The sequence below is a fragment of the Streptomyces sp. NPDC085946 genome (genome assembly GCF_044540485.1).
Lineage (GTDB): Bacteria > Actinomycetota > Actinomycetes > Streptomycetales > Streptomycetaceae > Streptomyces.
On record NZ_JBITSF010000013.1, the window covers coordinates 196,077 to 221,954 of the forward strand.

The 25,878-nt window shown below is 75.1% G+C and carries 21 protein-coding genes; 10 read left to right on the top strand and 11 right to left on the bottom strand.

The genetic code is table 11. From position 1 onward, the window contains the following. The first annotated feature begins 10 nt into the window (after nucleotides 1–10). A complete protein-coding gene (locus ACIF8T_RS25340) occupies nucleotides 11–448 on the top strand; it encodes a glutaredoxin domain-containing protein (protein WP_400038367.1) in 438 nt (145 codons plus the stop codon). Between the two features lie 549 nt (nucleotides 449–997). Further along, nucleotides 998–3,061: an NAD-dependent DNA ligase LigA gene (gene ligA / locus ACIF8T_RS25345; protein ID WP_400038368.1), complete on the top strand. Its 2,064-nt coding sequence runs from the start codon at nucleotides 998–1,000 to the stop codon at nucleotides 3,059–3,061. A gap of 176 nt (nucleotides 3,062–3,237) precedes the next feature. On the opposite strand, the gene ACIF8T_RS25350 is transcribed toward ligA, so the two are convergent. Further along, the gene (locus ACIF8T_RS25350; RefSeq protein WP_400038369.1) at nucleotides 3,238–3,633 is read right to left on the bottom strand and encodes a hypothetical protein; all 396 of its coding nucleotides are present in this window, start codon (nucleotides 3,631–3,633) and stop codon (nucleotides 3,238–3,240) included. Between the two features lie 208 nt (nucleotides 3,634–3,841). On the opposite strand from ACIF8T_RS25350, the gene ACIF8T_RS25355 reads away from it, so the two are divergent. The 3 genes from ACIF8T_RS25355 (at nucleotide 3,842) to ACIF8T_RS25365 (ending at nucleotide 6,260) form a co-directional block, all read left to right on the top strand. Next, nucleotides 3,842–4,183 (top strand): hypothetical protein, encoded by a 342-nt coding sequence (locus tag ACIF8T_RS25355; protein WP_400038370.1) that lies wholly within the window; start codon nucleotides 3,842–3,844, stop codon nucleotides 4,181–4,183. 154 nt (nucleotides 4,184–4,337) lie between these two features. After that, a complete protein-coding gene (locus ACIF8T_RS25360; protein ID WP_400038371.1) occupies nucleotides 4,338–5,111 on the top strand; it encodes a hypothetical protein in 774 nt (257 codons plus the stop codon). A 606-nt stretch (nucleotides 5,112–5,717) separates the two neighbouring features. Then, complete coding sequence (locus ACIF8T_RS25365) at nucleotides 5,718–6,260, top strand: hypothetical protein (RefSeq protein WP_400038372.1); 543 nt, start codon at nucleotides 5,718–5,720, stop codon at nucleotides 6,258–6,260. A 274-nt stretch (nucleotides 6,261–6,534) separates the two neighbouring features. On the opposite strand, the gene ACIF8T_RS25370 is transcribed toward ACIF8T_RS25365, so the two are convergent. Together ACIF8T_RS25370 and ACIF8T_RS25375 are read right to left on the bottom strand one after the other, a co-directional pair. Continuing rightward, entirely contained in the window at nucleotides 6,535–6,993 is a 459-nt protein-coding gene (locus tag ACIF8T_RS25370; RefSeq protein WP_400038373.1) for a hypothetical protein, read from the bottom strand. A 319-nt stretch (nucleotides 6,994–7,312) separates the two neighbouring features. Continuing rightward, nucleotides 7,313–8,755, bottom strand: coding sequence for a tyrosinase family protein (locus tag ACIF8T_RS25375; RefSeq protein ID WP_400038374.1), 1,443 nt, complete (start codon nucleotides 8,753–8,755; stop codon nucleotides 7,313–7,315). A 569-nt stretch (nucleotides 8,756–9,324) separates the two neighbouring features. Here ACIF8T_RS25375 and ACIF8T_RS25380 point away from each other — a divergent pair. Further along, entirely contained in the window at nucleotides 9,325–10,269 is a 945-nt protein-coding gene (locus ACIF8T_RS25380; protein ID WP_400038375.1) for an endonuclease/exonuclease/phosphatase family protein, read from the top strand. A gap of 42 nt (nucleotides 10,270–10,311) precedes the next feature. Continuing rightward, entirely contained in the window at nucleotides 10,312–12,348 is a 2,037-nt protein-coding gene (locus ACIF8T_RS25385) for a S8 family serine peptidase (protein WP_400038376.1), read from the top strand. 109 nt (nucleotides 12,349–12,457) lie between these two features. Here ACIF8T_RS25385 and ACIF8T_RS25390 read toward each other — a convergent pair whose 3' ends face one another. The 3 genes from ACIF8T_RS25390 to ACIF8T_RS25400 form a co-directional block, all read right to left on the bottom strand. Further along, on the bottom strand, nucleotides 12,458–13,036 hold the full coding sequence (locus ACIF8T_RS25390) for a hypothetical protein (protein ID WP_400038377.1): 579 nt from the start codon (nucleotides 13,034–13,036) through the stop codon (nucleotides 12,458–12,460). A gap of 153 nt (nucleotides 13,037–13,189) precedes the next feature. Then, a complete protein-coding gene (locus tag ACIF8T_RS25395; protein ID WP_400038378.1) occupies nucleotides 13,190–13,534 on the bottom strand; it encodes a MerR family transcriptional regulator in 345 nt (114 codons plus the stop codon). Nucleotides 13,535–13,934: 400 nt separating this feature from the next. Next, the gene (locus tag ACIF8T_RS25400) at nucleotides 13,935–14,762 is read right to left on the bottom strand and encodes a TioE family transcriptional regulator (protein WP_400038379.1); all 828 of its coding nucleotides are present in this window, start codon (nucleotides 14,760–14,762) and stop codon (nucleotides 13,935–13,937) included. A gap of 58 nt (nucleotides 14,763–14,820) precedes the next feature. Between ACIF8T_RS25400 and ACIF8T_RS25405 the strand changes: the two genes are divergently transcribed. Further along, nucleotides 14,821–16,023: an erythromycin esterase family protein gene (locus ACIF8T_RS25405; protein ID WP_400038380.1), complete on the top strand. Its 1,203-nt coding sequence runs from the start codon at nucleotides 14,821–14,823 to the stop codon at nucleotides 16,021–16,023. Nucleotides 16,024–16,168: 145 nt separating this feature from the next. On the opposite strand, the gene ACIF8T_RS25410 is transcribed toward ACIF8T_RS25405, so the two are convergent. The 4 genes from ACIF8T_RS25410 to ACIF8T_RS25425 all read right to left on the bottom strand — a co-directional run bounded on the left by ACIF8T_RS25410 (nucleotide 16,169) and on the right by ACIF8T_RS25425 (nucleotide 23,855). Beyond that, nucleotides 16,169–17,056 carry a hypothetical protein gene (locus ACIF8T_RS25410; RefSeq protein ID WP_400038381.1) on the bottom strand — a complete coding sequence of 296 codons (888 nt, stop codon included), beginning with the start codon at nucleotides 17,054–17,056 and terminating at the stop codon, nucleotides 16,169–16,171. Nucleotides 17,057–17,178: 122 nt separating this feature from the next. After that, nucleotides 17,179–17,775, bottom strand: coding sequence for a hypothetical protein (locus tag ACIF8T_RS25415; protein ID WP_400038382.1), 597 nt, complete (start codon nucleotides 17,773–17,775; stop codon nucleotides 17,179–17,181). 257 nt (nucleotides 17,776–18,032) lie between these two features. After that, the gene (locus tag ACIF8T_RS25420) at nucleotides 18,033–18,875 is read right to left on the bottom strand and encodes a hypothetical protein (protein WP_400038383.1); all 843 of its coding nucleotides are present in this window, start codon (nucleotides 18,873–18,875) and stop codon (nucleotides 18,033–18,035) included. Nucleotides 18,876–18,977: 102 nt separating this feature from the next. Beyond that, a complete protein-coding gene (locus ACIF8T_RS25425; RefSeq protein WP_400038384.1) occupies nucleotides 18,978–23,855 on the bottom strand; it encodes a CHAT domain-containing protein in 4,878 nt (1,625 codons plus the stop codon). 112 nt (nucleotides 23,856–23,967) lie between these two features. Here ACIF8T_RS25425 and ACIF8T_RS25430 point away from each other — a divergent pair, with 112 nt between their 5' ends. Then, entirely contained in the window at nucleotides 23,968–24,369 is a 402-nt protein-coding gene (locus tag ACIF8T_RS25430; protein ID WP_400038385.1) for a hypothetical protein, read from the top strand. Next, entirely contained in the window at nucleotides 24,366–25,334 is a 969-nt protein-coding gene (locus ACIF8T_RS25435; protein ID WP_400038386.1) for a hypothetical protein, read from the top strand. Before ACIF8T_RS25430 ends, ACIF8T_RS25435 begins: the two co-directional genes overlap by 4 nt. Nucleotide 25,335: 1 nt before the next feature. Here ACIF8T_RS25435 and ACIF8T_RS25440 read toward each other — a convergent pair whose 3' ends face one another. Beyond that, nucleotides 25,336–25,860 carry a hypothetical protein gene (locus ACIF8T_RS25440; RefSeq protein ID WP_400038387.1) on the bottom strand — a complete coding sequence of 175 codons (525 nt, stop codon included), beginning with the start codon at nucleotides 25,858–25,860 and terminating at the stop codon, nucleotides 25,336–25,338. Nucleotides 25,861–25,878: the final 18 nt, after the last annotated feature.

Below are 25,878 nucleotides of genomic sequence, written 5' to 3' on the forward strand. Positions count from 1 at the left end.
CTGCGTCGTCATGACGCGTACTTGGACGTGGCCGACGCTGTTCGTGCTCTGCGGCTCGGTCGTCGCGACCGGACCGCTCCTCAAGGGGAACTTCGGCACGGCCGCGGTACTCCTGCTGGTGTCCGTGCTGCTCGCGGGCGTGCACTCGGCCGTCCTCTTCCCGAGGTCGATCGGTGCCCTGGAGGCGCGGCGCCGCAGTGCGGCCGACGGCCGGCCGGTCGTCTTCTGGCGGCCGGGCTGCATGTACTGCCTGCGGCTGCGCGTCCGGTTGGGCCGCAGCGCCCGCCAGGCGCACTGGGTCGACATCTGGCGTGACCCCGCTGGAGCGGCGGCGGTGCGAGCGGCCAACGGCGGCGACGAGACCGTGCCGACCGTCCTCGTGGCGGGCCGGCCGCACGTCAACCCCGATCCCGCGTGGGTGCGCGAACAGCTCCCCCCTTCCGCGTGATCGCCGTCTGCGCCGCCTGACGGGTGGCCCCGCTGTCCGGTGCCCGGGTGCCCTGGAGTCGCCGCACACGACGAGGCACAGGGCTTGCGACAGCCGGAATGCCGGTGCCCCGGGCCCCGCTCGCGGCCGGGGTCCGGCCCGGGTCGCTCGTCACTCGGGGACGGGGAGCGACCGCCTGAGCACGACCGTGGCCGCACCGGAGCCGGACCGGTAAGGGAAGAGCCTGCTCGTGCCTCGTGCCTCGTGTCGCGCAGGCCGGCATCGGGCCGTACGGCGTCCGGGACGGCTGCGGTCCCCTCGCACGTCCTCCTCCGGAGTCGGCCTGACTCGACGGTGCCGCGGGAGTGTCCGGCTCCGGCTTCCGGATCAGCGAGGCGATCCGCACGGGCCGTACAGGACACCGACCGCGTCGGCAGGTTCCTGCCGCGGCCGGAACCACCGAGGCCGCCCGCGGAACGGACCGCCGCGGGCGGGCCACGTGGACCGCGGCACCCGGTCCCGAACCGGCACCGGCCGGCATTGTCAGACCCCTGCGCCATGATCTCCCCCATGACGACTCTTCCCGCCGATGAGGCGCTGTCCAGCCTGTCCAGCCGTGCCGACTACGCAGCAGCGCTGCAGCGGCTGCGCGACGCCTCGCGGGCGTACTACGGCGACGGTGACAGCCCGATGGACGACGCCACCTATGACGCGTTGCGGCTGGCCGCGCTGGCCTGGGAGGCGGAGCACCCCGGCGACGCCGCCCAGGACTCCCCCACCGGGCTGGTCGGTGACGGTGCCGCTCCGGTGGGCGACGTCGCGCACACCACCAGACTGCTCAGTCTCGACAACGTCTTCGACCCGGACGGCCTGGTGGCCTGGGGTGCCTCCGTCCAGCGCCGCCTGGGCCGTGCCCCGGCCGGCGGATTCGCGGTCGAGCCCAAGCTCGACGGCGCGGCCGTCGCCGCGCGGTACCGCGGCGGACGGCTGACGCAGATCATCACCCGTGGCGACGGCAGCCACGGCGAGGACGTCAGCCACGTGATCGGGCAGATCGAGGGCCTGCCCGAGCGGCTGCCGGTGCCGGCCACGTTCGAGGTGCGCGGTGAAGTGCTGTTCACCCAGGAGCAGTTCGAGGCGGCGAACGTGATACGCGCCGCACACGGCGCACCGGTCTTCGCCAACCCCCGCAACGGGACGGCCGGGACGCTGCGGGCCAAGGACCGGCCCTACCGGCTGGAGATGACCTTCTGGGCCTACGGCGCGGTCGAGCTGGACGGCGCGGCGTTCCTGCCCGCCGGGGGCACGCACGCCGAGATCCTGGCCGCGGTCGCCGCGGCCGGCGTGCAGACGACCGCCGCCACGGCGGCCGGGCTGCACGTGGTCGCCGGGCTCGCCGAGGCGCAACGGAAGGTCGACGAGATAACGGCCCTGCGGCCGGCCCTGCCGTTCGGCATCGACGGTGTCGTGATCCGGCTCGACGAGGCGGCGGAGCAGGAGGCGGCCGGGGTCGGCAGCCGGTTCCCGCACTGGGCCGTCGCCTACAAGCTCCCGGCCGTCGAGCGGCAGACCGTGCTGGAGGACGTGGTGTGGGAGGTCGGCCGCACCGGGGTGCTCGCCCCCACGGCCGTGCTCACCCCGGTCGACATCGACGGGTCCACGGTCACCCGGGCCACCCTGCACAATCCCGCCGACATCCGCCGCCGCGACCTGCACCTGGGCGACACCGTCACCGTGTACAAGGCCGGTGACATCATCCCGCGCGTCCAGGCGGCCGTCGTGCAGCACCGTCCGGCCGGGGCCGAGGAGGTACCGCTGCCCACGGAGTGCCCCCGCTGCGCGGGGGAGATCGACAAGCGGCAGGAGCGGTGGCGGTGCGCCAAGGGCACGGCCTGCGCGCTGCCCGCGCTGATCGAGTACGCCGCCGGACGCGAGATGCTCGACATCGACGGCCTCGGCAAGAGGTACGTCGAGGCTCTGGTGGATTCCGGTGCCGTCAAGGACGTCGCGGACCTGTTCACCCTGTCCCTGGAACAGCTCACCGACGCCTCCGGCAGCGCCAAGCGGGCCGCCAAGCTCGCCGAGCAGATCCAGGCGGCGAGGACCCGCCCGCTCAGCCGCGTCTTCTGCGCGCTCGGCATCCTGGGGACCGGGCGCAGCATGTCGCGTCGTATCGCCCGGCACTTCGGCACGATGGAGGCGATCCGCCGGGCCGACGCCGAGGCCCTGCAGGACGTGGAAGGCATCGGACCGGAGAAGGCCCCGGTCGTCGTCGAGCAGATCGCCGCCCTCTCCGAGGTCATCGACAAGCTCGTCGCGGCGGGCGTCAACCTGAGCGAGCCGCGCGAGGAGAACGCGGCCGGTGGCCGGGGACCGCTGGCCGACAAGGTCGTGGTGGTGACCGGCAAGATGACCGGGCCGCTGGACGGGTGGGGACGCGACGCCGTGAACGCCCTGATCGAGAAGGCGGGCGGGCGCCCGGGCAGCAGCGTCAACACCAGGACGTCCCTCCTGGTCGCCGCGCCGTCGGCGAGCGGCAAGCCCAGCTCCAAGGCCGTCAAGGCACAGGAAATGGGTGTCGAGGTCCTCTCGCCCGAGGAGTTCGCCGTGCTGGTCGCCGACTTCCTCGACTGACCATCGGCCGCCGGCGCGTCCGGCGACGCGTCCGGCGGCCGAGTCGTCCTGCAGCGGCAAGGGACCTTCGGCGAGGCGGGCGGGGGGGGCGGGCGGCATCATTGCGGCGCCCGCTCTTCGGCACTGCCCGTGGGCCGGCGCCGTCCCTCGCCGGGGCGCCGCTGGTGATCGGCGCCTCACAGGCCCGCGTGGTCGAGCAGCAGCCTCAGATCGCCCTCCTTCACCCGGGTGACCCCTTGCGGGTGCCGGTTGGACAGCGCGTGCAGCGGGACGGGGTCGCGGTGCAGCCTGCGGGTCGCCGGCTGGATCAGCGTTGCCGTGAACCGCCACGGCTGGCGCGGGCTCCCGGTGACCTCGTACGGCTCGTCCTCGATCTCCGCCACGGCGGCGATCTCCCGGACCGGGGAGGCGAAGTAGATCCACAGGCGGTCGCCGGGGGCCATGCGCCGCCACCTGGACAGGCACCACTCCCGGCGGGGCGCGGTCCCCGCGAGCTCCAGCATGCGGTCCTTGGCCGAGGCGCCGCCGTCCGGGGCGGTGTCCGCCGGTTTGACGATGAACAGCCAGTCCACGGATGCTCCTCCGCTCGTGCCTACCCGTCCCCGTGCCGACGAGGGTCTCGTGTGTGGTGCCCGGTACGGGGGCGGCCATGCCCGGCCGCGCACCCGCGACCTCGTCGGGAACGGGTGGATCGAGGGGCGCCGGAGCGCGGGAGGAGGCGCCGGCGGGCCGCGTAGGCTGGCCACCGCTCGTGGTCGGCGGAGGCGGAGGAGACGGAGCGTGGGGGTCGCGTCGATCGCCGTGTGGCTCGTCGGCACGGCGGCCGGGGAGACCGGCGAGGGATTCGTGTACGCCTGGCTGGTGCCCGACGACGGGCGGCGCGGCTGGATGGTGTTCGACCCGGCGGAGGGGGTCTTCCGGGAGTGCGACGAGGCCGGAACCGTCCTGGAGGACGGCATGGAGGTCTGCTTCGCGCTCCCCGAGGACGAGTCGGCGCGCAGGCACGCCCGGTGGGAGGGCCGCCAGGAGTGGCGGGTGACGGTGACGGCGGCCTACGGCGTCTGGAAGAGGTTCCAGCAGGACGGGAAGCCCCCGGAACGGGCCCACCGCACCTTTTACTGACCAGTCCCGTACCTCTCACTGAGCGGCACCGCACCCGTCACCGACCGGCTGACGACCGGCCACCAGCTCACCAGCCCGACGCGAACGACCGTCTGAGCCGCCCCGTGGTGACAGTCACGAGCCGGCAACGGACCCGCGCGCCGGGAAACCGCGGATGGCCGAATACCGTCCCTTCTCCCTGACATCCACCGCGCCCGAACGGCGGGACGCGACCACCGAAGGGGGACCCACCATGACGGGAACCGGGCAGCCGGGACGACGCAGACCGATGCCGTTCCGCACGGCCGCCGCGACCGTATGGACCGTGGGAGCGCTGGCGCTGGCGCTCACGGCGTGCGACGGCGACGACGGCGCCACGGCGACGCCCGCCCCGACGGTTTCGGCCACCGCGCACCCGAGCGGCGGCGGCGACGCCGCAGCGGCCGGGGCCACGCCGGGCGGCACGGCGACCGCCGGCAAGGGCGGTGGCACGGCCGGTGCTCCCGGCACCGCCACACCGGCGGCCGCCGCGTCACCCACGCCGAAACCGTCCCCGAGCGGGCCGGACCCCGCCGCCGGCGCGGGAGACGCGGACACCGACTGCGACCACAAGATGCCCATCTCCCCGGACGAGATCGCCGTCCTGCGCCACACCCCGGAAGGGGGCTCCCTGAGCCTCGTCTTCAAGCACGGCAACTGGGGCTGCCCGACACCGGACTCCGACGGCCCGCCCTTCGTGACCACCGGCAAGGAGACCTTCCTGCCCCTGGACCAGGCCGCCCACATCACCGTCACCGACCCGATCGTGGCGAGCACGGAGAACCAGCACATCGGTGTGCAGGAGTTCCTCGACTGGCTGGAGGCGCACCCGAACAGCGGGCTGGTGTTCACGTACCACGTCGGCGCCGACGGGGCCATCGACACCCTGGAACAGGTCTTCACCCCCTGACCCGACGGGATCGCGTGCCCGCCCGAGAGCCGGAGTCACTCGGCACGCGGCCGCCGCAGGGACTGCCGGGGGCCGGCCACCGGGCGTACCCGCGCGAACGGGAAGGCCTCCCCCTCGCGCGGGGCGCGGTTCCACGACCGGGTGGTGAAGTGGTGCAGCCGGCCCTCGGCGAGCGCGAACCGGGGCAGGGACAGCCCGAACCCCTCCTCCAGCGCGGCGAGGACGCGGCGCTCGGCGTCCTCCGACGAACCCCTCGTGGAGCCGGGCCGGGTCCAGGGCCTCCGGGACCGCCCCGCAGCGGTCGACGTCCCGGCCCCGCACCGTGAAGGCGAACGCCTCCCGCCCCCGCTCGGCCACCGAGAGGCGGAAGACCGGCGTCCGGCCGGCCGCCCCGTGCTCCGTCTCCGGGCACGACGGCACGTCAGGGCGGGGGGCAACCGTCCTGTCGGGCTGTTCCCGGTGGCGGTGAGCCGCCTGTCGGGCCGTCGATGTCTCCCGGGCATCCGACAGGCGGCCAGGAGTTGCGAGGGTGAGCCGGTCCTGGTCGCCTGGCCACCAAGGGAACGGCGCAGCCGTGATCAGTCCCGTCCAGCGGAGGCCCTAACGATGCACCACCGTGCCCACCGTCTCCACCGCTCCCACCGGCCGGCCGCCCCGCCGCCGGCAGGGGCCCGGCGGCCGTCGGAGACCACGCTCTTCAGCGGCGTCTACGGGCTCGTGATGGCCAGTGCGCTGGCGGCCGCGCTCGACTCCCCCGGCGAGGCGTCGGATCCCGGGTCGGACGCGCTGTGGGTCCTCCTCACCGCCGTGGCCTCAGCGGCCGCCCACGGCTACGCGCACGTCGTCGCGCACCGGGCGTCGGCGCAGCAGGGCGGTGGCAGGGCCGGGCTGCGCGCGATGCTCGCCGAGTGGCCGGTCGTCGCGGCGGCCGTCCCGACCGTCGTGCTGCTGCTGACCGCGGTGCCCGCGTGGTGGACGGAGAGCGACGCGGTGAACACGGCGCTGGTGCTCAACACCTTGCTGCTCGCCGGCTGGGGGGCGTGGACCGCGCACGGCGCGGGCCGTGGGCGGGCGGCCTCCCTGCGGGCCGGAGCCGGCGACCTGCTGATCGGTCTGGTGATCATCGCGGCCAACGCGTTGATCAAGTGAACGGCACCGGTCCGGGGAGCGGGCGGGCAAGGACAGCCGACTCTTCCCCGACGCCCCGGGACCCGGGCCTCATCCCAGGGCTCGAAGCCCGCTGGCGTTCCCGGCGAGGGTCCGGCGGCAGAAGGCGAGAGGGCCGGGGCCGTACCCACGGGGACCGCCCTCAACGACGAGCAGCAACCCCAGCAGGTACAGACGAGCAGCGACCTCAGCAGGTACGGACGGCAGAGCGCCGGGCGGTGCCGGAAGGCCGGGGTGCAGTCGAGGCTGCCGCCGGTCACGGTGCGGCCGGCGACGAGGCCGCTGTCCGGGCCGGTGTCGCCACCAAGGCCAGGGAGACCGGTTCGGCGGCCGGGTCGCCCCTCAGGGCCCGCTCGTGGTCGATGAGCCCGGTGATCCGGGCGGGCCCGCCGTGGTCGGGCACGTCGGCGAAGAGGTCGCCCGGCCACAGGGCGGAGTGGACCAGCCGCGGCCCGGTCACCTCGTCCAGCGCGTACCCGCCCTCGGCGACCAGCGTCCGTATCGCGTCGGGCGGGACGCGGAGCGGGGACCGCCGGCGCACGGCCTCGTCCAGCAGGGTGTCCACCTTGGCGGTGAAGGCCGTTCGCCGGTCGGGGGCGGACAGCGCCGACCCGGCGGCCGGACAACCGAACCGGCCGCCGTCCGGCTCGCTCCCCACGCGGCATCCGGCGCCGGCGGACGTCCGCAGCAGCGTGTCGAGGTCGTCGGGTGACACGCGGCGCTCGGTGAGGCTCCGCGGGAGGGCGCGCTCCCGGAGAGTCGACGTCGGGAGCGCTCCCCTCACGCCGGGGCACCGTCGGCCCCGCCGGAGGGATCGTCCGGCGGCCGTCGTCCGGTCCGGTCGGTGCGCCGCCGCTCACCGCGGGGTGTTCCTCCGCGGCCCGGTCGTTCGCACCGTGGAAGCGCGCGGTGGCGGTGCCGGTCCGGGCGTCGGCGTAGCGCCCCTCTCCGGCCCTGCTGTACAGCGAGCATCTGGTGCGGTCGCCGAAGAGGAACACCGTCGGCTCGCCGGCCCCGGTCTCCCTCCGCCTCCGTCAGGTGGTGATCAGGGAGACGCTGCCGATGCGGGGACGCGACCCGGGCGGGAGCGTCGGCATGACCGTCCGGAGGGCTGCCTCCTCGGCGTCGGGCGGCGGGCCGAGCGGGGCCGGCGTCACCACGACGGGGGGTATGCCCTCGCCGTCCCAACGACCCAGTCGCCGCAGCTCGGTCAGGTGGTCGGTGATGTCGAACCTGAAGGTGAGTTCCGCGCCGCCGTGGCCGTGGTGGGCACGGCCGCCGACCGCGCCGAAGAAGTGCAGGTGGCCGATGAAGTACGGGCCTTCCGGGTCGAGGTCCTCCGCGTGGTCCGGGCGGGCGCCGACGAAGACGCGGTAGTTGGTTCCGGGCGGCGTGTCGGCGTGTACGCCGGCGACGGTGAGGACGGCGCGGGACGGGGACTGCGGTGAGGCGGCCTCCGGCAGGGCGGAGGCGCGGGCGCCGGGTTCGGGGGTGAGCGGGACGGTGAGGGTCTCCGGGCCCAGGTCGGTCGGGCCCGTGGTGGCCACCAGCTCCCCGGCCGGGGGATCGACGCCGGCCGCCAACAGGGCGACCAGGCGCTCGGGCGGCTTCAGGCCCACTCCCTCGGTCAGCGACTCGTAGGAGTAGCCGAGCTGTTGCTCGGACAGGAGGTCCTGGGTCCTGAGACCCACGCGTTCGCCCTGCGCGTTCCGGAAGGAGTGCGTGGCTCCGAGCCAGGCCGCGTCGGTCGGGTTGTGGTGGCCGGGGTGCGTGAGCCAGGCGGCCCAGAGACGGTCGATGTTGGCGTGGTGCAGCCAGAAGACGGGGTCCTGGGGCGAGAAGAACTGGGACATCACGCCCCCGACGAAACCGTGGAGGAGGTTGTGGGGCTGCATCTCCAGCAGGCCGGACCCTCCTCCGTTGAGATGGATCAGCCGGTCGCCGGTGTCCGCGCTGCCGAACTGCGTCACGCCCGTGAAGTGCGGCGCCTGCATGGCCCGGTGCGGGTTGACCTCGGGCCACCCGATGGACATCCCGCCGGCGGCGTCCCGGTCGCGGCCCTCGGGCCCCGCCGCCAGGAACAGGGGGTTGCCCCCGGTCTCGTCGTCGGGCCAGTCCGGCGTGAGGAACGCGCCCGGCAGACGACGGCACGCCCGGGACTCCGGGCTGTCCGGGTCGCCGTTCGTCACGCGGGTGTAGTTCCAGTACGGGAGTGACCAGTCGTCGGGTCCATTCAGCTCGTCCCGGACGACGCGGCGGACGATCGCCTCGAAGCAGAGGAGGTAGGCGCGGTGCCAGGGCAGGAAGAACCAGCCGCCGTGCGGGCAGTTGTTCCACTCCGGGTGCTGCCTGCCGTCCCTCGTGCCGTGGATGTTGGCCTGGAAGAGCCAGCTGCCCGGGTCGGTCTCCGGCTTGCTCCGCATCGCCCGTACCGCCCGGGCGTACCACAGCAGCCGGTCGTCCCAGACATCCGTCATCCTCGTCGTGTCACGACGCACGCGAACCGCTCCGGCCATGGCTCTGTCTTCCGTGACGTGGGTGGCGCGCCCATCGGGCCGGCCCGGTGCGCGCGGAGGGGAGGCGCGGCAGCGGATGAGGGGCGTGCCGCGCACACCCCTGCGGGGGCATCTGCTTCCAGCATCGCACCGGGTCGTGCGGACGCAACTCGGACGGAGCGGGGGACGCCACCACGGTGACGACGACCGGCCGGGCGGCCGGGTCGTCCCTGACAGCCACTCAATGTCATTGATCCATAGGCAAGTTACTGCCGCCTCCTTCCCGGTGGGCTCATGGAGGTTGGTCAACTCCGCATATGTAAGTGCGAGTTGGCTGTCTCCCGTCCATGACCCCGACGGATGTCCCCCGCGTTGCCGCGGCCCCGGGCGGGGCGGACACTGGTCGTATGACCCGCGGGCTTGCCCGGGGACCGGGGCCGGCGGGCGGCACAGGACTCGCATGCCTCGCATGCCGCCGGCCACCGCACGGGTACGCCCTCCACCACTGGTTCCGGCGGTGCCGGGACTCCGATGCGGTCGTGGGAGGGCACATGGCCACGACAGTGCGACTGGCGACCTTCAACGTCGAGAACCTCTTCGCCCGGTGGCGGTTCAGAGACGATGTCGACCCCGCCGACGCGAACACCCGCGGCTGGGTCGTCGAGCAGACCCGGTTCGAGGAGCTGGGCGTCGACGACAAGGCCATCACGGGAGCGGCGGTGCGGGAGATCCGTGCGGACGTGCTCGCTCTGCAGGAGGTCGAGAACGTCGACACCCTGAAGCACTTCCGGGCACAGACCCTCGGCGGGCGCACCGAGTACCCCTATGTCGCGGGAGTCGACGGCAACGATCCGCGTCTCATCGACGTCGCCGTGCTGTCCAAACTGCCCATCACCCGCATCCGCTCGCACCAGCACCTGATGGACCCCGGGAGTCCGACCGCGGCGCTGTTCTCGCGCGACTGCCTCGAAGTGGACGTCGAGGTGCGGGAGAGCGAATCGAAGAGCACGACCGTGACGCTCTTCGTCAACCACTTCAAGTCCATGAGGGGCGGGCGCCCCGCGACACGGGGGAAGAGGCAGCGGCAGGCCGCGAAGGTGAAGGAGCTCGTCACCGGGCGCTTCGGGTCCGCCGCTCCCGGGGACCATCCGTTCGTCGTCCTCGGCGACCTCAACGACTACCTCGGACCGGACGGCGGCTCCGGTATCGACGGCCTCGTCGAATGGGACCAGGTCGAGAACGTGGTGACCCGGCTTCCCGAAGCCGACCGGTGGACGCACTACTTCAAGGGCGGCGACGAGTACCGGCAGCTCGACTACCTGCTCCCCTCGGCGTCCCTCGCCCGGGCGTCCGCGGAGTCGGTGCCGGACATCCTCCGCAAGGGCATGCCGCTGCGCGCGATCCGTTACACCGGGCCGCGGTTCCCGGGCGTCGGCACGGACAGGCCCAAGGCGTCCGACCACTGCCCCCTCTCCCTGGACCTCATCATCGTCTGACGACTTCGGCGCGCAGACGCTCACCGAACACGGAGCTCAACCATGGCTCGCATCACCATCAACGGTGTGACGGTCGATCCGCTGGCCCAGAGAGACGAGCTGGCCGGCGCCTCCCTGATCGCCGCGGACGCCTCCCGGTCCAACTACCTGCTCGTCCAGACCGGCCACGTGCTCTCCACCGAGGAGAAGGCACGGCTGGCGGAACTGGGCGCGGTGATCCACACGTACGTGCCGGAGAACACGTATCTGTGCGGCTACCGGCCGTCCGATCTGGATGCGGTCCGCGGCCTGCCCTTCGTGACCTGGGCGGATGTCTACCTCGACGGTTTCAAGATCGCTCCTTCGCTGCGCGGCGAAGGGCTGCGTCCGGACATCTCGGTGCTCCGGGCGCCCGCCGACGCCCTGGCTCCGGGGACGCGTACCGTCGACGTCGTCCTCCACGACGACGTCGACCCGGGCTCGGACGAGGTGCGGCAGCGGATCGCGGCGGCGGCCGGGCTCAGCCCCGAGGACCTGACCGTGGCCCGCGACAAGGTGCGTCTGGAGGTGCCCGAGGAGTCCCTGGCCGCGCTCGCGGCCGTGGACGAGGTGCGGCAGATCGAGGAAGTCCCCGAGCGGAGTCTGTACAACAGCGTCGCCCGGCCGATCCTGCACGCCGACGTGGTCGTGGACGGCACCCCGCAGCAGGGCGAGGGACAGGTCGTGGCAGTGGCCGACACCGGCTTCGACCTGGGCTCCACCACCGATGTGCACGGCGCGTTCACGGGCCGGGTCGCCCGGCTGTACGCCCTCGGCCGCCCCGCCCGCGCGGACGACCCCGACGGACACGGCACCCACGTCGCGGGCTCCGTGCTCGGCGACGCCGTGTCCGCCGCGACGGGCGGAGCCGTCCAGGGCACCGCGCCCCGGGCCACCCTGGTGCTGCAGTCGCTCGTCGACCGCCGCGGAAACCTCGGCGGCATCCCCGTGGACCTGCGCGACCTCTTCACGCCTCCCTACGACGACGGCGCGCGCGTGCACACCAATTCGTGGGGCTCGACCGTGCCGGGGCTGCCGTACGACCGGAGCGCGTTCGAGATCGACGACATGGTCTGGAACCATCAGGACCTGGTGATCTGCTTCGCGGCCGGCAACGACGGCAACGACCGGGACCGTGACGGCCGCGTCAACCTCGGGGACATCGGGTCGGAAGGAGCGGCCAAGAACTGCCTCACCGTCGGGGCCAGCGAGAACAGCCGCCCGGACATCACCTCCACCTACGGCCGGCTCTGGGGGCGGAACTTCCCCGTCAACCCGATCCGCGACGACCGGCAGGCGGACAACCCGGACGGGATGGCCGCCTTCAGCAGCCGCGGGCCGACCCGGGAGGGCCGGATCAAGCCGGACGTCGTCGGCCCCGGCACCTCGATCCTCTCCACGCTGTCACGTGCCGCGGCGAGCATCCCCGGTGACCCCTTCGGCGCCTCCGCGGACCCGGCGTTCTTCTTCTCCAGCGGCACCAGCATGGCCACGCCCCTGGTCGCCGGCTGCGTGGCGGTCCTGCGCGAGACCCTGATGAGGAACGGCACCCCCCGGCCGAGCGCGGCGCTCGTCAAAGCCCTGCTGATCAACGGGGCGGTCGAACTCCCGGGCCAGTACGCCCCGTCGGAGGCGGGCCCGTCGCCCAACAGCGACTCCGGCTTCGGCCGCGTGGACCTCTCCCGCTCGGTGGTCCTCCCCGGTGACGACGGGCGGGCCGGCTTCCACGAAGGTGGCCCGCTGGACCAGGGCGAGCAGGAACTGCTGCGCGTACCGGTCCCGGAGCGGGACGGCGGCCCGGAGCCGGCGCTCAAGGTCACGCTGGTCTGGACGGACCCTCCCGGCGCGGCCCTGCAGAACGACCTCGACCTCGTCGTCCGGACCGAGGACGGCCGGGAGCGCCACGGGAACATGGGCACGTCCGCCGGGTTCGACCGCACCAACAACGTCGAGCAGGTGCAGTGGGACGGCATCCCCGCCGGGGAGGCCGCGGTCGTCGTCCGTGCCCACCGCATCACCCGTTTCCCGCAGCCCTACGCCGTCGCCTGGCGGCTCTCCTGACGGGCCGCCGGCCGCCGTCGGGCCGCCGGCCGCCGTCGGGCCGCCGGCCGCCGTCGGGGCGCCGGCACGAGGCGGTGCCCCGACGGACGCCGGGCGGGCCGTGTTCCGGTCAGTGCATCGACGGCATGAGGTGGGTGGCGGCGCGGGCCCGCTCCCACACGCCGGGCAGCTGCTCCTCGGGGCGCTGCTGCTCACCGTGCAGGGCGTTGAGGATCACCAGGCCTCCGGTGAGGGCCGGCACCATCCACTGCGCGTAGGCCAGCTGCCGCCGGGCCTTGTCGGTGTCGATGGGGTGCTTGGCCGCCTTCTCCGCGTCCTGCGGGTCCGGGGAGGAGGCCAGCTCGATCTTCTTGCCCAGGACGCGGGCGTAGGCGGTGGCCGCCAGAGCCGCGGCGGTGACGACGGTCTTGGCCGTGGTGGAGGCGCCCACGCCCTTCTGGGCGGCCACCCGGTGGGCGTTCACGGCGAGCAGCCCGCCGCCGCCGAACAGGTGGGCGCCGATGGCGGCGGCGTTGACCGGCGCCCACTTCGCCCACCCGGACGACGAGATCCGTGCGCCGTCCTGGCCCGGCCCGCCTTCGTCGCGGGCCGCGCCGTTGAGGCCGACCGCCCCCATGAGTGAGCCGCCGAACCAGGCCGCCAGGCCCAGATCGTGCAGACTGCGGATCCAGGTGTTGCGTTCGGACACGAGAGCACTCCTTAGGGAGGGTGAGCTGAGGGAAACGTCGAGCACTCCCCCAGCCTCACCGGGCCCTGCCCGCGCCGCCATCACAACTGACCCGGACGGGTGCTTCGCCGCACGCGGCGGCCGGGCGGGTGGAGCCGGTGTCCGGCGTCCCGGTCAGGCGGAGGCCTTCGGCCGCGACTCGCCGGCCCGGGCGCGCAGTTCCTCGTTCATGCGCTGGGCTTCCTCCAGCTGGTCCTCGAGGACGATGATGCGGCAGGCGGCCTCGATGGCGGTGCCCTGGTCGACGAGTTCGCGGGCACGGGCGGCCAGGCGCAGCTGGTAGCGGGAGTAGCGGCGGTGGCCGCCCTCGGAGCGCAGGGGGGTGATCAGGCGGTGTTCGCCGAGGGCGCGGAGGAAGGCGGGGGTGGTGCCGAGCATCTCGGCGGCCCGGCCCATGGTGTAGGCGGGGTAGTCGTCGTCGTCGAGGGGCGCGACGGGACGGGTACTGCGAGGGGGCATAGACCTCTTCTTCCGGGGACGCGTCGGGGGGCCCGGGTGCCGTGACGGCACCCGGGCCCCGATCTTTCAACACCATCTACCGGCCGACTGCGCCGGCCTTCTCTGTCCGCGGCTTCCGCCCGGGCGGGCGGAGCTGCGGGGATCGCGGATGCGTGACCGGGGACCACCTTCCCATCGGGGGTCTGCGGTACCCGAGCGGACTTCTCCTCGCTCGGGCGATCCTGATGGCGTCTGCTCCTCACCTTCGGTTACTCGGTTGTACTGCCGGATACCGCGGGTACTGCTCGCGACCCGTGGGGCCGCGTCCTGCTCGACCTGCATGTGCGGCGGTCCGTCCCTGCCGCACCCTTCTCGACTTCCTGGGTACGACAGAAAGACTAGCCCTGGGGTGAGGGAATGTCTACTGTCGCCGCGACAGTTTTTCTCTCCGGTCGGCATGTGAAGTTCTGCCGCACTCACGTTCGGAACATGCGGCGTCCCCTCCGTGCTCGCGTTCGCGTTCGCGGAGGTACTCCTCCAGTTCCGCGGCCCCGGCGAGCATCGCCCGCGCGCGGGCGGACAGCCGGCCCTGCCAGTCACGCAGGGCGGCTTCCAGCGGCTCCAGCCCGCCGGCCGCCCGCACCCGCGTGATCAGCGGGGCGATCCGCTCCAGCGGGTAGCCGCCCCGCCGGAGCTGGCGGGCCAGCCGGGCGTCCCGTACGTCGGCCTCGTCGTAGACCCGGTAGCCGGTCCGCGGGTCGCGGCGCGGGCGCACCAGCCCGGCGCGCTCCCACGCACGGAGGGTCGCGGGCCTGATCCCGAGCCGCCCTGCCAGCGGCCCGATGAACGTGCCGCCGGGTCCGCTCGCCGCGGCCGGCCCGGGCTCGGGCGCCGAGGCGGCCTCCAGATCGCGGAGGGCGCTCTCCACGGCCCGGAGGGTCCGCCGGTCGTCGAGAAGCTGGGCGTGGCTCTCGTCCACGAGGCGGAACGCCTCGTCGACCGCTCCCCCGTTCACGGCCCGCATGATCGAGGTCGCCGTCCGGTGGCCGTGGCCGGGCACCAGGGCGAGGAACGCGCGCAGGGCGCTCGCGTGCAGCGGGGTGTAGGTGCGGTAGCCGTGGGGGGTGCGACCGGCGGCCGGGAGGATGCCGGCCTCCTCGTAGTTCCTGATCGCCTGCGTGGACAGACCGTGCCCACGCGCCAGGTCCACCGGCCTGAGCCGCCCACCGCTTTGAGGGTTTCGCGCCATGTGACCGACGATACGGCGGCAAAGTCTCAACCGAAAGTTCAACGATAGCGTTGAGGGCATGGCCCCTGACATCAAGGACACCGCCCACGCCGTCGATGCGGCCGCCGTCATGAGGCTGCTCCCGGAGCGGCCCCGGCTGCTCGCCCTGGGCGAGCCCACCCACGGCGAGGACGCTCTGCTCGACCTGCGCAACGAGCTCTTCCGGCAGCTCGTGGAGCAGGAGGGCTACCGGACCATCGCGCTCGAGAGCGACTGCCTGAGGGGCCTGCTCGTGGACGACCACGTCACCTCGGGCAGCGGCACCCTGGACGAGGTCATGGAGCACGGTTTCAGCCACGGCTGGGGCGCCTCTGCGGCCAACCGCGAACTCGTGCGCTGGATGCGGGCCCACAACGAGGGGCGGCCCGCGTCCGAGCGGCTGCGCTTCGCCGGCTTCGACGGCCCGCTGGAGATCACCGGTGCCGCGAGCCCCCGCCGGGCCCTCACCGCACTCCACGGCTACCTCTCGGCCTGGGTGGACGCCGATCTGCTGCCCTGCACAGCGGACGTGCTCGACCGCCTGCTCGGCGCCGACGACCGGTGGACCCGTCCCGAGGCGATGACGGACCCCGCCCGGTCCGTGGGACGGTCGGCCGAGGCCGGCCGGCTGCGGCTGCTCGCCGACGACCTGGTGGCGTTGCTCGACGAACAGACCCCCCACCTGATCGCGGCGACCTCACGGGACGACTGGGACCGGGCGCGCCTGTACGGGCGCACCGCCACCGGCCTGCTGCGCTACCACCACGGGATGGCCGACCCCTCACCGGCCCGCCTGACCCGGCTGGTGGCGGTGCGGGACCGGATGATGGCCGGCAACCTCCTCGCCCTCGCCGCACGCGGCCCGGTGCTCGTCCACGCCCACAACTCCCACCTCCAGCGCGGGAAGAGCTCGATGCGCATGGGCGGGACGCCGCTGGAGTGGTGGAGCGCCGGTGCGCTGGTGGACGCCCGGCTCGGTGAGGAGTACGCCTTCGTGGCCACGGCCCTCGGGACGATCCGGCACCGGGGCGTCGGCACGCCGCCGCCGGACACCGTCGAAGGGCTCCTGTACGCCCTCCCGCAGGACCCCTGCCTCATCGACGCCCCGCGGCTGGCCGGCGCCCTCGGCGACCGGCCTCCCGCGCCCCGCGCATCGCCCTGGTTCGGCTACGCCCCGCTCGACCCGGCCCACCTGGCGGGCAGCGACGGCCTCGTGTTCGTCAAGGACGTACCGCGCCGGTAGCGGCCCGGCTCGGACGGGCGCGCTCCGACGGCTTCGTCGGCCCGCTCGGCACCGCCCGGGCCGATCCACCGGGCCCGCCGCCCGCCCGCTCAAGGGCACGGTCGCCAACCGGTCGGGGCGTGCCCGGCAGCCGTCGCGGAGCCGCTCAGCCGCCGGTGCGGGAGGCGTCCCACAACGGGCCGGTGAGGCCGACCGGGTTGCCGGACGGGACCAGTCCCGCGGTCAGTACGGTCCGGGCGAGGGGTTCGAGCAGAGCGGCGAGGCGTGCGGTGCCGTCCGTCCCCAGCGCGGTCCAGGGGCTCCGGGCGGCGGCGTCGGTCCGCGCCTCGATGTCCGCGCGCGCGGCGGCGCCGGCGGCCGTCAGGGTGCCGTCCCCGGCGAGCCAGCCGCGCTCGCGCAGCCCGTCCTCCGCCGCCCGCCACGCCGTCGGGTCCCACTTGCGGCCTTCGCGCAGGAGGTCCGCCTCCGACTCGCCGGCGGCGGCCTTGAGCACCATCGCCTCGACCGGTCCCACGGCGTGGGAGACGAGGACGGCGACGTGTCCGTCGCCGCGGTGCTCGCGCAGGGTGGTCAGCGCCTGCCACAGCCTGACGTGGGCCTGCCCGGGGCGTTCCAGGGCCTGGTTGGCGGCGCCGAGCACGCGGCCTGCCGTGTCCGCCGCCCGGGCCGCTTCCCAGGCCAGGTCCGCGGCTTCGGACAGGGCGGAGGAAGTGACGGCGTCCGCGCCGAACAGGCGTCTCATGGCGGCGTCCACCGCCCGCTGCCGGGCCGCGAGCACGTCGTGCGGGGCCGCGTACCGCCAGGCGTCCGGCAGCGCCCGCGCCACCCGGTCCGGGTGGAAGACGTAGAAGCAGCCGGTGACGACGGGAGCGGCGACCGGGCCGAGCGGGGCCGCCCGCAGGGCGAAGTAGCCCATCCAGAAGCCCCGCAGGCCCACCTCGTCCGCGGCCCGGCGGGCCTCGGGCGCGAAGTAGACGAGGCTGTGGACGGGCTCGTAGAGCTCCCACATGGCCCGTGCCGGATCTCCGCCCATGCCGGATCCCCCAGTTCTCCGCTTCCGCGGCCGGCCGGTCGGCCGCGGTCATGCCGCAGCATGCGCGAGGACGGCCGCCCCCACAAGCCGGCCCGCCCGGTCGGACGTGCCCGGGTGCTTCCTCAGAACTTGCCCGTCTGCTCCACCGTGCGGTGCCCCAACTGCCGGCCGAACCGTGCGCGGAAGCCCGCGGAGAGCGGCGGCCACCCCCAGAAGTCGAAGGCGAGGGCGCCCACCGCGAAGTTCGGCTCCCACTGCCACTCGGTGACCGGGACCACGGCCCCGCAGGCGGAGCAGGGGGCGCTGCCCTCACCGGTCGCCTTCCAGGCGGCGATGCCGTCCTTGAAGGGCTGCCAGACCTCGTCGTCCGCCTCGAACTCCTCCGGGTAGTCGATGATCACGGTCCTGGTCCGGCAGCGCGGACAGACCGCGTACTCCGCCTCGTCGGTCCCCTGACCGCCGACGTGGTGGTCACGCCCGACGATCACGGCCACCGGGCCGGGCCGCTCGTCCGGATCCGGCGCGTCGGCGACGGCGCGCGCCCAGCGGGGTCCCGGCACGTACCCCTCGTCCACGGTCAGGCTGTACACGCCGTCGCCGGACAGCTCACGCGTGATCAGTCCCTCGGCGACCATCCAGTCGACCGTCCGCTCCGCGAGCGGCCCGGCCTCCTCGGCGGACACCTCCACATCGACGATCCGCTCGAAGAAGTCACCCATCGTCTCCCCGTCCTGTCGGCCGTGGTCACCGTCCGGTCGTATGCGTATCACGGCCGTGCGGCGCCGCAGCGGACGGGGCCGGGCGGCGTCCCGCGAGGACCCGGCACGGGCCGGGCGCCACCGGCGCCCGCGATCGGACTCCGCCGTCTCCTGCGGCCCCCCGGCCGAGCAACTCGACCGTGGGACGGTAGGCGCGCAGGTCCGTGCGGCCGACGCGGTCCTCGTCCCACCGCGTCACCAGGCGGCCGGGGCCCTCGTCACCGTCCTCCGCGGACCCACGGGTCGGCCCACAGCGTGGACGCCGGCCGTTCGTCCGCCGCCGGCTCCGGCAGCCGGAAACGCTCCGGCTCCGACCGGGGGAAGGCGCCGGCCAGCGGGACCAGCCGGGCGGCGAGGCCGGTCGCCTCCGCCACGTCCAGGCCCCTGTTCGACAGCACGCACCCGATCAGCCGGTCCTGCCGCACGGACCACGGCGGCCTCCCGGCCGGCGCGGCCTCGCGCACCCCCGGCCGGGTCAGCGGGAACTCCGCGAAGCCCGGATCCGCCGTGTGCGTCCCCTCCCCCGACCCCAGGACGTGGACCGACGCCGCGTACGGCAACCGCAGCGGCAGGTGGCCCACGCACACCGTCAAGCAGTCCTTGGTCGCCTCGGCGGCCCGGCCGTACCCGCAGCGCTTCTTCACCTCCGCCACGTCGATGTGGTCGATCACCTCCAGGTCGACCACCGTCGCCGGGAAGCCGTCGATCCGGCCGCGGAGCACACCCTGCGCCACCAGCCCGGCGGCGTGCCCGGCGACGACCCGGTCCGGCTCGGAGATCCCGCCGGCCGGGACGTCCTGCGGGATCCGGCCGAAGCCCACGGCCAGGTCGGCGGACTCCGGCTCGAACTCCCGGCCCCGCTGCCGCTGCGCGAACATCATCCGGTCCGCCGTCGAGGCGCTGTGCGCCTCGACGCACCGGGCGCGGTCCTCCTCGATCTCGCGCACTTGCCGCCGGCCGAAGCGGACGCCGTAGAGGAGCAGCCCGGCGGTCCGCAGGGCGAAGGCGACGCCCAGGGCCGCGGCTCCCAGGAAGCCGAGCACCGCGAAGAAGAGGACCACGGAGAAGAGCGCCAGGACGGTGTCGAGGGGTTCGCCTCGGGCGAGGGCGTGTTCGGGAAGGGGGGTGCGGTGCCCTTCTGTCTCTTCGTCAGGGGCGGGATGTCAGGCGCCGGTGTGGACGTGGGACGCCCACAGCGACGGGGCGCGGGGCAGCCGGGCGCGCAGTTCCCGCACCGCCGAGTGCAGGGCGTACGGCGCCCGGCCGGTGTCCGGGGCCGCGCCGGGGGCGGGCCGCAGGGCGGTGTAGAAGGCCTCCGCGAACTCGACGGCCGTGTCGTCGACGACCGGCCACAGGGTGCCGACGACGTGCCGGAACCCGCACAGCTGGAACGCCGACGCCAGCTGGATCGCCTCGTCGAACAGCAGGCCGTCGTAGGACACGGCGGTCTCGCAGGCCGACAGGTACGCCAGCCGCGCGTGGTCGAGTCGTACGGAGGCCAGGTCGGCGACGGTGAGCGGCGCCTCGGCGTGGTCGTGCAGCAGCAGCCGGTGCCGGGACGGGTCCTCGGCCGTGCTGTCGCCGTGGCAGGCGAAGTGCGCGACCGGACAGCCCGGCAGCAGCCGCAGCACGCCGGCGCGGGTCGGCGGCCGCTCCGGTGCCTGCAGCACGACCGCGCCGGCCAGGTGCTCCGCGCACACCTCGGCCTCGTCCGCGGCGAAGTCGAGCGGCCGCTCGCCGGGCGTCTCGGGCATGGCCACCACCAGCGGCCGGCCGGGGGCGGCGCCCGCCGGCAGCGGCCGGCGGGCGTGCCGCAGGGCGCGCAGGGTCGGCGTGTACGAGGACACCACCCGGTCCAGGACCGACCGGTCCGATCCGTCGTGGTGGCCCGCCGCGTGGACCGGGAGCCAGGCGAGCGGCCCGCCCGGCACCCACCACACCCGGGGGTACACGCCGTCGGCCGGGGCCCGGTGGTGTCCCAGCGCGGTGAGCACCGGCTCGGCGACCACGTCCCACAGCCGGGCCAGGATCGTCGACAGCGTCTCCTGGGCCTCGATCCGCGCCTCGCGGGTGCCGTCCGACGCGTTGTGCGCGGCGGCCTGGCACCCGGTGGCCAGCCGCGTGGCGGTCGGCATGTCGAGGCCGGGCAACTCGACGGCCGTGACCCCGGACCGCGTGACCAGCAGGGCGTCCCCCCGGGTGTCGACGACGTTGAGCACCACGACGGCACCCTCCTCGGCCACCTCCAGGAGTTCCTCCAGCGACGGGGGCCGTGCGAAGGAGCCGAACCCCTCGTGCTCCCTGATCCGCGCGAGGACATCGGCGAGTTCACCGGCCAGCCGGTGCCGGTCGACCACCGCGGGCACCCCGCCGGGCGGGAACCCCGGAGCGGGTACGGCGCCGAGGCCGGGGCCGCCGTCGAAGCCCGGCGGCACGAGCTCGCCCAGCAGGGCGTCCGTGCCGTCGTCGGGCCGGTCCAGCATGTCCCGCAACCACTCGAAGCGGGAGGCGAGTCCGGGGTGCTCCCGGCGCAGCGCCGTGAGGTCGCTCCAGGCCTGGAGCGCCTGGCCCATGAGCACTCCCCGGCCCTCCTCCAGCAACCGCAGGGCGCGCGCCGCCCGTCGGGCGGGCGGCCTGCCGGGGTCCTCCAGCGCGCGGGCGGCGGCGTAGGACGCCAGGCCGCCGAACTGCGCGAGCAGGTGCTGCTGGTCGCCCCGGCGCAGCCGACGCGGCGCGATCCGCGGCAGCAGCGTCACGGCGGTCTCGTAGAAGTCGGCCGTACGCGACGGGTCCGCCACCAGCCGGCCCGCCTCCACCGCCGCCCCGGCACGGATCGCGGGCGGCGCCGCCCCGGACGAGGCGAGGTGTGCCGCGAGCGTGAACGCCTCGGCGCGGTCGGCAGGGTCGCCGTCGCGGCGGTGGCGGGCCCGCAGGGCGGTCACGAGGTCCATGACCACGGGCGCCAGCTCCGCGCCGTACCCCGGGTGCGACCGGTCCGTACGGCCCGTCGCGTCCGTCCGTGCGGGTCCGCCGTGGCCGCAGGCCTCCCGCAGGACGGCGATCGCCTCGTCCAGGTCGCCGGCGGGCCCGGGGCGGGCGCCGGGCACGTCCTCGCGGACCCGGTGCAGGTGCGCGCGGAGCAGGGCACCGCCGAGCCGGCCCAGCGCCCACGGCCGGCGTGGGTTGCCCGCGGGCGTCGCGGCGACACCCTCGCGGGCGACGGCGACGGCCGCCTCCAGGTCGGCCGCCGACCCGGTGGCCTCCGCCCGGAGCAGCAGCGCCTGGCACCAGTTGGGATGGATCAGGTGCCGCTGCGGATGCCCGGGCCCGCCCGCCTCGGCCGCGGCGGCCAGGACGTCGATCGCCTCGTCCAGGTCCGTCACCGTGCCCCGGTAGGCGGCCCGCGCCTGCAGGAAACCGCCGAGCGCGCTCAGCAGCACGGGCCGGGCGTGGTGGCCGGGCCCCGCCTCCCGCACCGCGGTGCGCTGCGCCTCGATCGCCGCCTCCAGGTCCGTCCCGTCGAGGCTGTGCGAGGCCCGGGCCAGGAGCGCCAGCGCCAGGTTGTTCAGTGCGACCGGACGCCACACCGTGCCCGGCGGCAGCGCCCGCACGACGGCGCGCAGCGCGTCGATCGCGGCGTCGAGGTCGCCCGGCGAGGGATGGACGAGGTTGTGCGTCATCAACGCCGCGGCGCCCGCGTTCAGTTGCCCGACCGGGCCGGTGGGCAGCCCGCCGGGTCCGGCGGACAGCGACTCCCGGCCGAGCGCGGCGGCCTCGGCCAGGTCCCGGGGGTCGCCGCGTTGCTCGAACCGCACGCGGAGGGCGTCGGTCAGCAGGGCCCGGAACCGTGCCTCCTCGTGGTGCCCCGCGGGCAGGCACGCCAGGTTCTCCCGGGCCAGCGCCACCGTCTCGTCCAGGTCCGCCGCCCGCAGTCCCGGGGCCTGCAACCGCACGAACAGGGCGTAGGCCAGGTTGCCCCGGCTCACGGTCCGCTGCGGGGAGCCTTCCGGGGCCAGGCCGGCCGCGGTCCGCAGGAGCCCGATGCCCTCGTCCAGGTCGGGGCGGTGTCCGCGCTGTTCGAACCGGGACGCCAGGACCTTGCCCAGCGCGGTCGTGACCTGGGCGTGCAGCCAGTGCTCCGGCGGCGTCGCTTCCACGGCCGTCCGCAGGGTGTCCACCGCCTCGTCCAGGTCGGCCGGTTCCCCCGTGAGGACGTACCGCATCTCCAGCGCCTCACCGAGACCGCTCAGGGCGGGCCCGGGGCCCAGGGGGTCGGCGGGGACGGCCCCGGTGGACGCGCGCAGCGCCGCGACGGCGGCGTCGAGGTCGGCCGGGTCCTGGTACCGGTCGAACCGCAGGGCCAGCAACCCGCCCAGGTCGCACAGGTACCGGGCCCGGTCGGTGGCGCCGTGGCGCTCGGCGGCCTCCCGCTGGAGGTCGACGGCCAGGTCCAGGTCGTCCGGGTCGCCCTCGGCCCGGTAGCGCGCGGCGAGCGCGCTCGCCAGGTTGACGAGGCCCAGCCCGCGCCGGGGGTCACCGGCCGGGGCCGCCTTCACCGACCGCCGCGCCGTGGTCAGGGCCGCCTCCAGGTCGGGCGCCGATCCGGTGAGCTGGTGGCGCAACAGCAGCGCCTGGCTCAAGTCGGCCAGGAAGACGTGCCGGTGGGGGTCCCCGGGCGGGGTGATGCGCAGGATGCGCCGCCACAACCGGATGATCCGCTCGTGCTCGGCCCGGTCGTACGAGACGGTCAGGCGCGTCTGGGGCTCGAAGGCGAGGGCCGACGCCGCCGCGGCGACGTCGGGGGCGACCGCGCGCGGGATGTCGTCCAGGCCCGCCAGGAAGCAGACCGTGTACGCGTCCGCCGGGACGTCGGAGCCCGCGTGCAGGCGGGCGGCGGCGGCTTCGAGCACGCCCGCGCCCGCGACGTGCCGGTACCGCAGCAGGAGGGTGCCGGCCAGGTTGCGCAGGCGCGCCGTACGGTTCGGGTCGCCGGGCGCGGTGGTCTCCCACGCCTGCCGGCCGGCCTCGATCGCCTCGTCGAGGTCCGCCGGATTCCCGTCCCGCTCGTACCTCTCCCGCAGGGCCAGACCCAGGTTCGACAGGCACAGCGCCCGGTGCGCTGACCCGGCGGGCGCGGCGGCCACCGCGGCGCGGATGGCGTGCACGGCGTCGGCCGGGTCGCCGCGGGTGGCGGACACGGTGCCGGTCCGGTCGCTGCCGGTGCCGGTCCGGTCCGTGCGCGTACCGGGCACGGCGTCCGTCCGGTCCCTGCGCGTACCGGGCACGGGATCTGCCGGGCCGTTCGCCGGGGCGGCCGCGGCGTCCGCCGGGCGGCGGCGCGTGTCGACGGGCGCGCCAGGTCGCTCCGGACGGGAACCCGGGGACGCGGGCGGCGCGGACCCGGCTTCCGCCGGCCGTTCGCGGGACCGCAGGGCGCCCGCCAGTCCGCTGAGCCGTAGCGCGAGGTCCGGGTCGCCGGGCCGGGTGGTGTCCACGGCCTCGCGGAGGAGCTCGATCGCGGCGGTCAGGTCGGCCTCCGCCGCCCGGCGTTCGTGACGGGCGTGCAGGGCGATTCCCAGGTTCGCCAGCCGTTGCGGGCGTCCCGGGTGATCGGCGGGGGTGGCGGCCAGGATGCGCCGGTACTGGTCGACCACCGTGTCCAGCGGTGCCGGACCGGGCGCGGTCACGGCCTGCTTCAGCAGGGCGACGGCGGCCGGCTCCGCGACCGAGGCGACGTGGGGCAGGAGGGGCGCGGGGATGTCGTCGACGCCCGCCAGCAGACAGGCGGCGAATCCCCCGGCGATCGCGGTCATGACCGTGTCGTCCGGCTGTCGTTCGAGATGGCGGAGCAGCAGCAGCCAGGCGAGCCGGTATCCGGCTTCGAGGTCCGGCCCCCCGGCGAGCAGCCGGCGAAGTTCCTGGATCTCGGCGTCCGCGCCCGGCTCGTGCACGGCCGCGGGGTCGCCGCCCTTGACCCGGCGTAATCGCCGTCGCGCGGCCGCCAGCAGCCGGTCCCGCCCGGCCTCCCCCTCCGTCGTCATGTCAGGGGAGAGTACGGCAACACGGCCTTCCCCCCACGGGGGTTGCCCTACCGTACTCGACATCGCCACATCACCCCACAAGACGCCTCGCACGGCCCGTCCGGAGCACGCCATGACCGAACGACCCGATCGAAGGGCCCGGCGCACCGCCGACGCCCTGGTCCACTTCTTCACCCATGTGGAGGACATCCGCCGGCAACTGCGCGAGCAGGACTCCCGGGACGCGGTCGACGCGCTGCTGACCGCCGTGCGCGACGACGGCGACGTCGACGCGGCGGCCCGGTGGCTGAACCAGCGCATCCGCGCGGAGGGCGACGCCCTCGGGCTGTACGGCAGGACCCGTTCCACCGGCGCGCTGCTCGCCGGGGTCGGCGGCGCCGGCCGCGAACCGGGCGTCTACCTGTGTCCGCACCGCCGCTGCCTGCGCCACCAGTGGGCCGACGACCTCGACGGCCCGCCGCCCGTCTGCGACCTCGACGGCACTCCGCTGCGGCTGAAGCGTCTCGGGCCGTGAACGGACTGCTGAGCGAGCTGGGCAAGAAGCTCGCCGAACGGTGGCTGTCGCTGCTCGTGCTGCCCGGGGCCCTGTTCCTCGGCGTGCTCGCCGCGGGCCGCGAGCTCGGGCACGCCCGCTGGTACGCGCTCGGCACGCTGCCGGCCCTGCTCGACCGCCGTGCCGGCACGGTCACCGGGTCCGGCGCCGAACTGCTGCTCTTCCTCCTCGCCTTCCTGCTGGCCGCGGCGGCCTGCGGGCTCGCCGCGCAGGCCGTGGGATCGCTGGCGGAACGGCTGTGGCTGGCGGACCACTGGCAGGCCTGGCCGGCGGTGACGCACCGCGCCGTCCGCGGACTGATCGCCCGCCGCGAGCGCCTGTTCCGCCGGCGCCGCATCGAGACGGGCCTCGCCGTGGCCACGACGGAGAACGCGTCCCGGCCGGCCGAGACCGATCACGAAGTGGCCGTCTCCGCCGCGCGGTTGCGCCGGGTCGCCGACGCGACGCCCGAACGGCCCACCTGGACCGGGGACCGGCTGGCCGGGGTCGCCGCCCGGCTCAGCACCGGCCTGGGGGTCCAGGTGGCCGTGGTCTGGCCGCACCTGTGGCTGCACGTCCCCGACAGCACGCGCGCCGAGATCACCGCGGCGCGCGACGGCATGGTCCGGGCCGCGACCCTCGCCGGCTGGAGCCTGCTGTACCTGGCGGCGGCCGCCGTGTGGTGGCCCGCCGCCCTGGTCGCCTGCGCGGTCGCCCAGACGGCCCGGCACCGCTTCCGCACCGCCACCGACGCCTACGCCACCCTGGTCGAGTCCGCGGTGCGCCTGCACGTCCAGGACCTGGGCCGAGCGCTGGGCATCGGCCGCAGGGGCCCGCTCACGGCCGCGCACGGCGAGGCCCTGACCGCCTACCTCGCCCACGGCACGGACCCACCGGCCCACCTGCTCCTGCCGTCCGACGCGGACGGTCCTCCCGCCCAGCCGTGATTCAGGTGCCGAGGTGCCGGACGGTCTCCTCCACCAGGCGGTTGCCCCGCGGGGCGTACCACGAGGTGCAGGAGGACAGCTCGGCGACCGCCGCGCCCAGCCACTGCGGATCACCGAGCCGGGCCAGCGCCTTCGCCTCGGTGAGCCGGCCGAACAGCGCCTTCAGCACGATGACGTGGCCAGCCCCGTAGCGGCGTTCGTGGTGCGTGTAGCGCGCGGACCACGGCTCGTACGGGTGGCGCAGGGTGCCCTGCAGGGAGCAGCCGTCGCGGCCGACGTCCGCGCCGGGCTGGCCCCATCCGATCAGGGCGGCGGGGCGGGTGGCCTGCCAGCTGCGGTACGCGGCCCGGATCCGCAGGTCCATGACCCGGGACCACTCGACGGCGAGCAGGGGTGCCGGCTCCGCGTGCCGGCGCTGCTCCAGGCCCTCGGGCGTGAGCACGATCGACAGGCCGCCCTCCCGCGCCGGGTCCCCGATCACCCACCGGTCCCCGACCAGCTCCAGCGGCCCCAGGTGCTGCGCCATGGGCTCCCTCTCCGTCCT